Origin of the sequence: Vreelandella nigrificans (genome assembly GCF_002374315.1) — a bacterium.
GTDB lineage: Bacteria > Pseudomonadota > Gammaproteobacteria > Pseudomonadales > Halomonadaceae > Vreelandella > Vreelandella nigrificans.
The window spans coordinates 17,801-30,044 of sequence record NZ_NWUX01000001.1 but is presented as its reverse complement, the minus strand read 5'-3'; the positions used below and the strand labels follow the sequence as shown (position 1 = coordinate 30,044).

The window sequence follows — 12,244 nt, the reverse complement described above, 5'->3', positions numbered from 1 at the left end:
ACACAAAAAACTCGCAAAGGCTAACACGCGTAAAAGCCACCTCATGTGCAAAAGCTATCACCACGTTTAAAGACTATCTAAAGACTATCATCTAAAGACTGTCATCACGCTTAAAGACTACCACTCGTCAGACTCACGCAGCGCTTCTGGCAAATAGGTGTCAGCACGCTCGCCTAGCTGGGCCATTAGCTGATTAAAATCTCGTCTTGGCAGACGCACATCCAGTACTGAACGCCCCTGCTCATCAAAAGACTCTTCTCGTACAGCGTTTAGCTCATGGAGCCCCGCCCTTAGCTTGCCCTGCTCAGGCGAAAGGGTCAGCGAAAAGCCGATAACATCATTTGCCAATCGCTCGGTCAACGCTTCAAGCAGAAGGTTTAACCCCAGCCCCTGCTGGGCAGAGAGCCAAACTACTTCCGGCCGACCTTGTCCATCACGCTCAATACGCGGCGCACTATCTAGCTTGTCAATTTTATTCATGACCTTGAGGACCGGCACACTATCGGCACCAATTTCCTCCAGAACACGCTCGACTTGTTCGACGTTCAAGTCTCTATCCGGATCCGCTGCATCAATAACGTGCACTAGCAACGTTGCCTCAGCAGCCTCTTGCAATGTCGCACGAAACGCTTCAACCAGCTTATGGGGCAGATGGCGAATAAAACCTACCGTATCTGCCAAAACCACCGGGCCGACATCGTCTATTTCAAGCCGACGCAGTGTTGGATCAAGCGTTGCGAATAGCTGATCAGCTGCGTAAACATCGGCATTCGTTAGGGCGTTAAATAGCGTCGATTTACCGGCGTTGGTATAACCGACCAGTGAAACACTATGAATTTCAGCCCTAGAACGAGCACGACGATTCTGCTCACGCTGGCTACGCACTTTATCAAGCCGTTTATGAATCGACTTAATGCGCACCCGCAACAAGCGGCGGTCAGTTTCAAGCTGAGTTTCACCAGGGCCGCGTAGACCGATACCACCTTTCTGGCGCTCCAGGTGCGTCCACCCGCGAATCAGGCGCGTAGACATATATTCAAGCTGGGCAAGCTCAACTTGGAGCTTACCTTCATGAGTTCTTGCCCGTTGCGCAAAGATATCAAGTATCAAACCGGTACGATCAAGTACTCGGCACTTAAGCTCACGCTCAAGATTACGCTCTTGGGAAGGTTTTAAGGTGTGGTTGAAGATCACCAGCTCGGCTTGGTGAGCAGCGAGCATTGCTCGCAGCTCCTCCAACTTACCTGTCCCGACAAACGTACGGGAATCAGGCCGTTGCCGGCTCGCTGTGAGCAATGTCGCAGGCTCTGCACCAGCAGAGCGCACGAGTTCCAAGAACTCACCCGGGTCTTCACGTGCTTGCTCATCATGAAAATCAACGTGAACAAGAACTGCCGTCTCACCGGCATCTGGGCGTTCAAAAAACAATCAATACCTCATCGAATCTCTTGCTTTCTAACGGCGTTAGATATCCGCATCAGGAGCGGCTGGATCCTGTGCCGGCAAGCGCACATTGCGCGAGGGCACTACCGTAGAAATAGCATGTTTATAAACCATCTGACTGACGGTATTGCGCAGCAAGATCACAAACTGGTCAAACGATTCAATCTGGCCCTGCAGCTTAATGCCGTTTACCAGGAAAATAGAGACCGGAATGCGCTCCTTGCGCAAAATATTCAGGTACGGGTCTTGAAGGGACTGCCCTTTGGACATGTTGCTCTCCCTAAAACTGTCGTTGGGGTTGGTTATCAATGGCGTGCCCTACTGGTGCTACGCCGCAATCTTGTTGCCCGAAAGGCCTGTTCACCCGGCCACTCGAAAACACTTGCTTACGAACTCACTATCTTACGCTAAGCACCGCTTTCACGCACGAATTTCAGCACCTTATCCAATACGTCCGGTTGCTGTGAATCAATCCATGTAAGCGATGGCCAACTTCTTAACCACGTCAACTGCCGCTTAGCCAGTTGGCGAGTGGCAATAATTCCGCGCTCTAACAACTCTGCTTGGTCATACTCACCATCCAGATAATCCCATACCTGCCGGTAGCCAACGCTTTTCATTGCAGGCAAACCAAGGTGAAGGTCATTACGCTGTTTGAGGGCGGCAACCTCATCTATCAACCCCTCAGCCAACATAATATTAAAGCGCTGAGCAATTCGCTGGTGTAAAACCTGCCGATCACTTGGAGCTAACGCTATCGACAGCACTCGCCAAGGAAAGGTTTCCGGCTGCTGCTCTTTCCAAAGCTCACTCATAGGCCGACCACTGGCGTAATACACCTCTAACGCACGCATTAAACGCTGTGGATCATTGGGGTGAATGCGCGTAGCCGAGGCGGGATCGACCTTTGCCAACGAACGATGCAAGCCCTCTAATCCTTCCAACTGGCGCTGTTCTTCTAAGCGCTGGCGAATAGCCTCGTCAGCCGCTGGCAAATTAGCCACCCCTTCGACCAAGCGTTTGTAATACAGCATCGTGCCGCCAACTAAGAGCGGGACTTTACCTGCCGCGCTAATTTGCCGCATCTCATGCAGAGCATCGTTACGGAAATCAGCCGCCGAGTAGGGTTGTGCTGGATCACGGATATCAATTAGCCGATGGGGCGCTCGAGCAAGCTCATCTGCACTGGGCTTGGCACTGCCAATATCCAATCCTCGGTATACCATGGCAGAATCAACGCTAATTAGTTCATGCCCTAACTTTTCATGTAGCGCTATTGCGGTATCTGTTTTTCCGGCCGCTGTTGGCCCCATAAGAAAAATCGCCCAGGGGCGTGTATCAGCCATCAGCTCTCAGCACTCCATCTAATCTATTATTCATTGGCCGCGCAGAAACAGGCGGTCAAGCGCTTTCATACTCATTTGCGTCCAGGTGGGGCGGCCATGGTTACACTGATCACTGCGCTCGGTACGCTCCATATCGCGCAATAACGCATTCATTTCGTCAATGGTTAAGCGCCGGTTAGCACGCACACTGCCATGGCACGCCATGGAGGAGAGCAGTTCATGGATACGCGCTTCCACTTGCTGAGTGCGGCCAAAGCGAGCCAGCTCTTCCAGCATTTCGCGCACCAGCGCCTCTGGGTCCGCCTGAGCTAGCAGGGCCGGTAATTGTCGCACCAGTAGAGTTTCAGGCCCAGCCACATCAAGCTCAACGCCCAACTGGGTAATGGCTTCGCGCTCACTCTCTGCGGTGGCAACTTCAGCACGACTCGCCGCTAGAGAAACAGGTACCAACAAGGGCTGGGCATCAATTCCCGTCGCCGCTGCCAACTGATTCTTCATACGCTCATACACAATCCGCTCGTGGGCAGCATGCATATCTACAAGCACGAGTCCTTTAGCGTTTTGTGCCAAAATATACACCCCATGCAACTGCCCTAGCGCAAAACCGAGCGGCGGGGCTACCGTCGCATCATGCTCAGGCATACTCAGCGGGGCTTCACGCACTTCCGTGGCATTTAGGCTATTAGCGCTTGGCCCACTCGGCTGTGGCGTGAGTAGCGTTTCTTCGTGATCAGGATGCAATGCTTGATAGCCCTGCATAAAACGACGTACCCGCTCGGCACCAGGGTGACGTGCGGGGCTTTCCGCCAGGGCCATACCCTGTTGCTGCCAGCGTGGCGTAGATGGCTGATTTACCAGCCCATCGGCCTGCCCAGTCGGCCGCTCCACAGCCTGCAACTCATCATCCTGCTGCTCATCCCCCTGCTGCTGGCCGTCGTCAACAGGCTTAGAAGCAGCCAGGCAGTGGTGTAAACTAGAGTACAGAAAATCATGCACCATGCGCCCATCACGAAAGCGTACTTCATGCTTAGTGGGATGCACGTTGACATCCACCACATCCGGGTCTAGCTCAAGATAGAGCACAAACACTGGGTGGCGACCGTTATAAAGTACGTCGCGGTAGGCTTGGCGCACCGCATGCGCAACCAAGCGGTCACGCACCACACGGCCATTTACAAAAAAGTACTGCTGGTCTGCTTGGGAGCGTGAGTGAGTAGGCAGGCCTACCCAGCCGCTTAATCGCAGCCCGCCCGCTTCACGCTCGATATAACGCGCGTGCTCAATAAAACTTTTGCCCAGCAGTGAAGCAATGCGCCGCTCTCTCGCTACAGCAGTCACACCCGGCGGCAACTGGTGGATAACTTTCTGGTTATGGCGCAACACCCAGGCAATGTCGTAACGTGACAACGCCTGCCGACGGAACGCCTCTTCTACATGGGCAAACTCTGTTTTTTCGGTGCGTAGAAATTTTCGTCGCGCTGGAGTATTGAAAAAAAGATCCCGTACGGCAACGCTGGTTCCACGAGGATGAGGGGCTGGAGTCACTCTTGCTTCCATACCACGCCCCTCTGCCACTACTCGCCAGCCTTGACGCGGATCCTCTTCGGCATTGGAGATCAGCTCTAAGCGCGACACTGAGCTAATCGACGCTAAAGCCTCGCCGCGAAACCCCAGCGAGCTAACACCCTCTAAATCCTCAAGGCTGCTAATTTTGCTAGTAGCATGACGCGCCAGCGCTAATGGCAGATCCTGCTCCCCAATACCAATGCCGTCGTCACGCACTTTGATAAGCCGAGCACCGCCCTGCTCAATCTCAACTTCAATGCGCTGACTACCTGCATCAATCGCGTTTTCTATCAGTTCTTTGGTCACCGATGAAGGACGCTCGACCACCTCCCCGGCGGCTATTTGGTTAGCTAGCCGGGGGTCAAGCACATGGATACGTGATGTCGAAGAGATCACTTCAGTCAAGCGTCACCTCAGAAGTCTATTATCATGAACTGGGAATACGCAGCACTTGACCGACGCGAATCACATCGCCGTTGAGATCGTTCACCTGCCTTAACTGATTGACAGGCACACCATGGCGTACCGCAATTGCCGATAGCGTATCCCCAGATTGAATACGGTATTCGTTGCCACTCGGCTGGCGCTGATTATCTCTCTGCCAAGCCAGCAGGCTCGCTGGCGGTGGGTTGCGTTCGAAGTGCTCACGCATCCCTCTAAAAATAGCAGTAGAAAGTCCTTGCTGATGCACCGGGTCGCGAAGCCGTCGCTCTTCTTCCGGGTTAGAGATAAACCCTACTTCAATAAGCAGCGAAGGAATATCTGGAGACTTAAGCACCATAAACCCAGCCTGCTCAACACGAGATTTATGCAGCCTATTAACACGCCCAAGTTGCTCCAGCACTTGGCTACCGACCGAAAGCGAATCATTAAGCGTTGCTGTCATGGTCAGGTCTAATAGCACACCACGCAGCACTTGGTCTCGATCACGTAGGGAAAGACTGCCATCGACGCCACCTATTAGATCGGCACGATTTTCGCTATCCGCTAGCCACTGAGCAGTTTCTGATGACGCCCCCCGCTGAGACAACGCATAAACTGAGCTACCCTGAGGACGAGGACTAGTAAAGGCATCAGCATGGATGGAAACAAAAAAGTCAGCCTTCTGCTCCCGGGCAAGTTGGGTACGCTGGCGTAATCCCAAATAGTAATCACCGTCGCGAATTAATACCGCCTTAAAGCCACGCGTGCCATTTATCTCCGACGCCAAGCGACGTGAGATTTCAAGCACTACATCCTTCTCTCGGGTACCCGCTGGACCAATTGCACCTGGATCTTCTCCACCGTGACCAGGATCAATAGCAATAATAATATCCCGCTGCGGATGTGGCTGAGCAGGCTGCTGTACTGCTTCGGGGCGTGGGCGCTGCTCTGCAGGTGGGGCTGCTTCGCTACCTGAAACCTGCGCATCCGCTATCTGTAAATCTGCTTGCACACTGGCCCGCTGGGCCATTATCTCTTGATCGCGGATCATCGCCTCAATAGGGTCAATCGGGTTCTCTACCGCACTCTCGCCAGGATACTCCAGATCGACGACTAAACGGTGGCCGTACTGGTCGTTAGGCGGCAAGGAGAAGTGACGTGGCGAGATTTCACGGTTGAGTTCTAGCACGACTCGTAGTCCGCCGCCATCTCGTGTACCGGTACGCACAGCATCAATGGCACTACCATCTAGCGGTAGTGTTGAGGCATCGGTATTCATTCGACTCTCATCAAGGTCGATGACTAAGCGTGCGGGATTGTCTAGCGAAAAAACATTCGCACTGGCAGCTTCAGAAAGGTCGAATACCAGGCGTGCGTGATCAGGGGCTGACCATATGCGCATACTTTCCACAGTAGCCGCCTGCAGCAACGATATACTTGCTAATGTCAGGACGCAGCCAGCAGTTAACTTACGCGCTAAGCGTTTTAATACGCCTATCATTTCCATTGAATCACACCATGCTCCTGTTGCATGTCGTCTGCTTGCTTCGCAAGTACCTTCACAGCCAGCTCACCTAGCTCACTATTCGCTGTTAACACTGCGAGTCGCCCTTGCTCAGCAACATTAAGTTCTATACGCAAGTCTGGTGCTGGCAACCAGCCTTCTCCACGACTAGGCCATTCAATAAGGCAAAGCGCGCCATCGGCCAACACGTCACGCCCACCAATAAACTCTAGCTCTTCAGGGTCAGCAAGACGATAAAGATCCAGATGATAGATACGTTGCTCGCCTATTTCATAGGGCTCAACCAAGGTGTACGTAGGGCTCTTCACTGCCCCTTGAAAGCCATACGCTCGCAAAATACCTCGTGTTAACGTGGTTTTGCCTGCGCCTAAGTCGCCCTCTAAGTAAACACGCCCACGGCCTTTCAACGCCTGTCCTAGCGCTTCACCAAACGCCACATGGAATGTTTCATTACTCAATTGCACCTGCATGTAGGCTGCCTTCACGGGTTAATAAACGCTCGCGCATAGGATGCCAGATCACTCGCCAGCAGGCCACGCTCTCCCTCGGTTTTTGCAGCCTCATCACCCGCCAACGCGTGAGCCATAACGCCTAACCAAGCTGCCTGTTCAATAGTGCTACTCTGTGCTACCAGCGTACCTAACATGCCACTTAGCACGTCCCCCATACCGCCACTCGCCATGCCGGGATTCCCATAGGGGCACACCACTAACCCACTTGGCCCAACCACCAGGCTCCCAGCACCTTTCAATATGATTACCCCTCCTCGTGCACGCTGTAGTGCTCGCGCTGCCTCTGGCCGATCTGACTGAATATCTGCCACCGAACAGCCCAGTAACCGTGCAGCCTCGCCTGGGTGGGGCGTTAAAACCCAATTATCACGACGCTCTTCTGGCCAGTGACTAGCCAGCAAGTTAAGCGCATCGGCGTCGACAACAAGGGGAGCAGATGACTGCAAGGCGCTCTGTAAAATCGCCTGTCCCCAGGCGCCCTGCCCTAATCCTGGCCCCACTACGACAACATCCGCCTGTGAGGGCAACATGCCAGCCTCAGCGCCTCCACGAATGCCGTGAGCCATCACCTCAGGGCAACGCACCAAACTTGCGGTCACATGTTCTGGAGAAGTTGCTAAGGTGACCTTACCTGCACCTAAACGTGCCGCTGCCTGGGAAGCAAGCAGTGCCGCGCCACCAAAGCCTGGCGCACCGCCCATTACCAGCACATGCCCCAGGCTGCCTTTATGGCATATGCGTGAACGCGGCCTAAAAGCCTCTAGTAAAAGAGAGTCATCCAGCCGCCAGGCCGAGGGGGGAATATCAAAATACACCTGAGCTTTAACACCCAAGGGACGAAAATCAATCTCACCGGTATAGGCAGGTGCATCTCCAGTATGGAGACCTACTTTATCGCCGATAAACGTCACCGTGCAGGTCGCCATTACGGCTGTACCAAGCACTGCCCCGGTATCAGCAGATAACCCGGAAGGAGTATCCAACGCCAACACCGGCTGGCTAGCCTCGTTAATCGCGCTAATCGCGCGCTTTACATCGCCCGCCACCTCACCGGCCAACCCAGTCCCCAGCAGTGCATCTACCACTACCTCACCGACCAATGTGGTGCCCGGCTGCCACTCGTCAAACCCCACACCCGCCGCGGTTGCAAGTTCGGCTGCCCGGGCAACATCTCCAGACAACACAGCCAACGGTTTAAGAGAAATGCGCTGCACTTTTAATCCCGACTGCATTGCCAGTGCCGCCAACACGTGGCCGTCGCCACCATTATTACCACTGCCGCATAGCACGGTAACGCTGCGTGCATGAGGCCAACGGGAACGAAAGCTGTGCCAAGCGCTGGATGCCGCCCGTTGCATCAGGGCAAAACTTTCGATTCCACCCGCGATAGTACGGCGGTCAAGCTCACGCACTTGCGCCGCGGTGTAGAGGGGGCGTAGTGAAGACGTACTCAACGTGGACACGGTATCTCCTTGTGGGTGTTACACCAGCATTATCACTGACAGCATGTTGTAGCAGCGGCTAATGCGTTAGCATAACGTGCTTAACGGGTTAACGCTGACTGACAATGCCAAGTTCCACCACTTTTCCACTCTCTAGTGAACAACTTACTAGTGAACAGCTTAGCCAACTTGCCGAGCTAATTAAGCGCTGGGGCCGCGAACTCGGGTTTCAGCAAGTAGGTATAACAGATACCCAACTTGCCGCCCACGAAACGCACCTGAATGCTTGGCTTGAGAAAGGCTACCACGGCGAGATGGGCTTTATGGCCAAGCATGGCACTAAGCGAACTCGCCCTGAAGAGCTTGAACCTGGCACTCAGAGGGTGATCAGCGTACGTATGGACTACCTGCCCGCTGAGGTTGAAAGCGCAAAAGTGCTTGGGCAACCTCAGCGCGCTTATGTGTCCCGCTATGCTCTTGGCCGCGATTATCACAAATTAATACGTAAACGCTTAGCCCTACTGGCGAAAAAGATTGAGCAGGAAGTCGGAAAAATCGGCTACCGTGCATTTGTCGACTCAGCGCCAGTAATGGAGCGCGCCCTCGCGCAAAAAGCAGGCCTTGGCTGGTTTGGCAAAAATGCTATGTTGCTCAACCCCAAAGCAGGCTCGCTGTTTTTCCTGGGCGAGCTGTATACCGACCTACCGTTACCCATTGACCCACCCTTTGAGCACGAACACTGCGGCAGCTGTAGCGCCTGCCGCACCGCCTGCCCAACCGGCGCCATCGTTGACGATAAAGTGGTCGACTCACGCAAGTGTATTTCGTATCTCACTATTGAACTGCATGGCGCGATTCCAATTGAATTTCGCCGCCCTATGGGCAACCGCGTTTATGGCTGCGACGACTGCCAGCTGGTATGCCCCTTTACGCGCTTCACTCGCACCACACAGGAAGACGACTTCACCCCACGCCACGACCTTGACCGCGCGTCACTTATCAGTCTATTTGCCTGGGGCGAGGCAGAGTTTCTGGACAAAACCGCTGGCAGCCCCATTCGGCGCATTGGCTACGAGCGCTGGCTGCGCAATATCGCCATTGGCCTCGGCAACGCTCCCTGGAGCGAAGCCGTAGAAGCCGCACTATTTGCACGTAGAGCTTACCCCAGCGCGTTGGTGCGGGAACATGTCGCCTGGGCGCTTGAGGAGCAGCGTCTTAAGCGCGGTGAGCGCATTTCCACTAAAACACTTTACTCCTCTTCGTCTCCGGCTTGATCAACACGCAAGAAAGTACTGCGATAGTGAGCCAGTTCAGCAATAGACTCTTTAATATCATCCATTGCCAAATGAACATTCTGCTTTTTAAAGCCCACCAGCGCCCCTGGATTCCAGCGCTTTGCCAACTCCTTAAGGGTAGATACATCCAGGTTACGGTAGTGGAAAAAACTGAGCAGCGCAGGCATCTCACGCTCTAAAAAGCGACGATCCTGATGAATACTGTTGCCACACATGGGCGACGTACCGGCCGCCACATACTGCTGCAAAAATGCCAGGGTTTGCTGCTCGGCCTCAGCGGTGTCTATCTGACTGGCTTTTACCCGCGCGACCAAACCTGACTCTCCATGGGTCTTTTGATTCCAGTTATCCATTTTGGCCAACAGGCTATCTGGCTGCTTCACCGCAATTATCGGCCCTTCCGCTACCACGTTTAAATCGGCATCGGTAATTAACGTCGCCACCTCGATAATGCGCTCTTTGTCTGGCTCTAGACCGGTCATCTCTAAGTCGATCCAAACCAATAGATCACTGCGTGGTGTAACACCCTGTGTGGTTTGTTCACTCATTGCTTTCATTCCTTGGCCATTTTCGCCCTCAAAAGACGGCGAATTAAGTAAAAGTGTGGCTTATATTACCCTAACCCGAACCCTATACAGGACAGTAGGCCACCCAGGTGGGTACAATGCCCCTATTGTACCGAGCAACGGGTGGTCATGAGCAAACGTAAATTAAGCCGTCAGCAGCAGTGGCGGGTCGAGAAGATTCAAGCAGAACGTGCCCAACGTGCTGAAAAGCGCGACGTTCAAGATGCTGAAAAACTCTCCGCGGGTGAGTACGGCCCCGAACAGCCGGGCCGAGTAATGGCTCATTTCGGCCGCACACTGGAAGTGCGCAATGCTGACGGCACGCCCGTACGCTGCCACCTACGCGCCAACCTCGATGGCTTAGTCACCGGCGACCGGGTAATTTGGCGAGCAGCCCAGGATGGCTCTGGAGTCGTCGTCGCACGTGAAGAGCGCGATAGCATCCTGAAGCGCCCAGATGCCCGCGGGCAATTAAAGCCCGTCGCCGCCAATATTGATCAGTTGCTGATCGTATTTGCCGTCGAGCCTGCACCTCACCCAAACCTGATTGACCGCTACTTGGTCGCCGCCGAGGCCACCGGTATTGCACCGGTACTGGTGCTCAATAAAACCGACCTGCTGCCCGAAGATGGCGGTGAGCTAGGTCAGTTATTAGAGCGCTACCACCAGCTAGGCTACCCCGTGGTACGCACCACCACAGCTAATCCAGCAGGCTTGGATGCACTGCGCCAGCAATTGGAAGGCCGTACTTCGGTGTTTGTAGGCCAAAGCGGTGTGGGCAAATCATCGCTCATTGATCTACTGCTGCCCGATGAAACCTTGCGCATTGGCGCTCTGTCAGAAGACTCGCGCAAGGGTACCCACACCACCACCACGGCTAGGCTATATGCCATGCGTAGCGACGAGGTGAGTAACGGCGAGCTGATCGATTCTCCGGGTATTCGTGAGTTTGGCCTGATCCATTTAGATGAGCAGGAAGTCACCGATGGCTTTATTGAATTTCATCCATACCTCGGTCACTGCCGCTTCCGCGACTGCAGACACCGCAATGAGCCAGGTTGCGCTTTACTCGAAGCAGTAGAGGCAGGCAAGATTCATCCAGAGCGCTTTACCAGCTATCGGCGCATTCTTGATAGCTTGAACACATAGTTGCTAGCGTCTTAAGTGCTATCGCTTTAAGTGCTAACGTCTTAAGTGCTAACGTCTTAAGTTCTATCACTTTAGGCTCTATCGCCTTAACTCCTAAATAGCCTTAAATTATAGAGACAGGGAGCCGTACATGAGCACCGTCAGTCACTCATCGGAAACCAATGTACTGCCGTTAATTGTTGAACCCGAACAGCTGCTGCAGCATATAGATGACCCGCAGCTGCTAATCATTGATGTACCGGCGAATGGTGACAGCTACCGTCAGGGCCATATACCGGGTGCCATTTATCTTGATTTTCGCTACCTGATGCGCGGCGAAGGGCCAGTGCCCAACGAAGTGCCCACGGTTGAGTTCCTGTCACAATTATTTAGTGCGCTTGGCCTAACCCGCGATACCCACGTGGTGGCCTACGATGATGAAGGTGGCGGTTGGGCAGCACGGCTACTATGGACATTGGAGTTAATCGGACATACCCGTTACTCCTACCTGAATGGCGGCATTCACGCATGGCGCGATGCGGGCTTTGATCAGAGTGTCGAGCCAGTCGCCCCCACCTCCAGTGAATATCATGCCGAAATACTCAATCCGCAGGTGGCCATTACCTGCGACGAGATTAAAGCAAAGCTCGGTGATAAGCAGTTTGCGGTATGGGATGCCCGCTCCAAAGATGAGTACGATGGTATACGCGGTAACAATAAGCATCTAGGCCATATACCGGGTGCCGTCAATATGGATTGGCTGCACGCAATGGATCGCAACCGCGCACTACGCATCCGCGACTACGCCGAGCTCATTACGGAGCTAGGAGCACTCGGCCTAACGCCGGAAATGGAAATTGCCACCCACTGCCAGAGCCACCATCGCAGCAGCTTTACTTGGTTGGTAGGCAAGGCACTGGGCTTTAATATGCGCGGTTATGCAGGCTCCTGGGGCGAATGGGGCAACCGCGACGACACTCCGATTGAAAAATGAAGAT

Annotated in this window: 11 protein-coding genes; 3 read left to right on the top strand and 8 right to left on the bottom strand. The window is 53.9% G+C overall.

The window, feature by feature from the left end:
- Positions 1 to 117 precede the first annotated feature (117 nt).
- The 7 genes from hflX to CPA45_RS00100 form a co-directional block, all read right to left on the bottom strand.
- The gene (hflX, locus tag CPA45_RS00130) at positions 118 to 1,428 is read right to left on the bottom strand and encodes a ribosome rescue GTPase HflX (RefSeq protein ID WP_096649197.1); all 1,311 of its coding nucleotides are present in this window, start codon (positions 1,426 to 1,428) and stop codon (positions 118 to 120) included.
- A 36-nt stretch (positions 1,429 to 1,464) separates the two neighbouring features.
- Positions 1,465 to 1,713, bottom strand: coding sequence for an RNA chaperone Hfq (hfq, locus tag CPA45_RS00125; protein ID WP_009099947.1), 249 nt, complete (start codon positions 1,711 to 1,713; stop codon positions 1,465 to 1,467).
- Positions 1,714 to 1,850: 137 nt separating this feature from the next.
- The gene (gene miaA / locus CPA45_RS00120) at positions 1,851 to 2,789 is read right to left on the bottom strand and encodes a tRNA (adenosine(37)-N6)-dimethylallyltransferase MiaA (RefSeq protein ID WP_096649195.1); all 939 of its coding nucleotides are present in this window, start codon (positions 2,787 to 2,789) and stop codon (positions 1,851 to 1,853) included.
- A 30-nt stretch (positions 2,790 to 2,819) separates the two neighbouring features.
- Entirely contained in the window at positions 2,820 to 4,760 is a 1,941-nt protein-coding gene (gene mutL, locus CPA45_RS00115) for a DNA mismatch repair endonuclease MutL (protein ID WP_422821994.1), read from the bottom strand.
- 22 nt (positions 4,761 to 4,782) lie between these two features.
- The gene (locus tag CPA45_RS00110) at positions 4,783 to 6,285 is read right to left on the bottom strand and encodes an N-acetylmuramoyl-L-alanine amidase (protein WP_096649192.1); all 1,503 of its coding nucleotides are present in this window, start codon (positions 6,283 to 6,285) and stop codon (positions 4,783 to 4,785) included.
- The gene (gene tsaE / locus CPA45_RS00105) at positions 6,276 to 6,773 is read right to left on the bottom strand and encodes a tRNA (adenosine(37)-N6)-threonylcarbamoyltransferase complex ATPase subunit type 1 TsaE (RefSeq protein ID WP_096649189.1); all 498 of its coding nucleotides are present in this window, start codon (positions 6,771 to 6,773) and stop codon (positions 6,276 to 6,278) included. Before tsaE ends, CPA45_RS00110 begins: the two co-directional genes overlap by 10 nt.
- A gap of 11 nt (positions 6,774 to 6,784) precedes the next feature.
- Entirely contained in the window at positions 6,785 to 8,278 is a 1,494-nt protein-coding gene (locus CPA45_RS00100; RefSeq protein WP_096649186.1) for an NAD(P)H-hydrate dehydratase, read from the bottom strand.
- 104 nt (positions 8,279 to 8,382) lie between these two features.
- Between CPA45_RS00100 and queG the strand changes: the two genes are divergently transcribed.
- Positions 8,383 to 9,531 carry a tRNA epoxyqueuosine(34) reductase QueG gene (gene queG, locus CPA45_RS00095; RefSeq protein WP_096649184.1) on the top strand — a complete coding sequence of 383 codons (1,149 nt, stop codon included), beginning with the start codon at positions 8,383 to 8,385 and terminating at the stop codon, positions 9,529 to 9,531.
- Here the strand turns inward: queG and orn are convergent.
- Positions 9,507 to 10,100: an oligoribonuclease gene (gene orn, locus CPA45_RS00090; protein WP_096649181.1), complete on the bottom strand. Its 594-nt coding sequence runs from the start codon at positions 10,098 to 10,100 to the stop codon at positions 9,507 to 9,509. The two genes, queG and orn, sit on opposite strands and share 25 nt — an antisense overlap.
- Positions 10,101 to 10,247: 147 nt before the next feature.
- Here orn and rsgA point away from each other — a divergent pair, with 147 nt between their 5' ends.
- Together rsgA and CPA45_RS00080 are read left to right on the top strand one after the other, a co-directional pair.
- Positions 10,248 to 11,267 carry a small ribosomal subunit biogenesis GTPase RsgA gene (gene rsgA / locus CPA45_RS00085; protein ID WP_096649178.1) on the top strand — a complete coding sequence of 340 codons (1,020 nt, stop codon included), beginning with the start codon at positions 10,248 to 10,250 and terminating at the stop codon, positions 11,265 to 11,267.
- Positions 11,268 to 11,397: 130 nt separating this feature from the next.
- A complete protein-coding gene (locus CPA45_RS00080; RefSeq protein WP_096649175.1) occupies positions 11,398 to 12,240 on the top strand; it encodes a sulfurtransferase in 843 nt (280 codons plus the stop codon).
- Positions 12,241 to 12,244 lie beyond the last annotated feature (4 nt).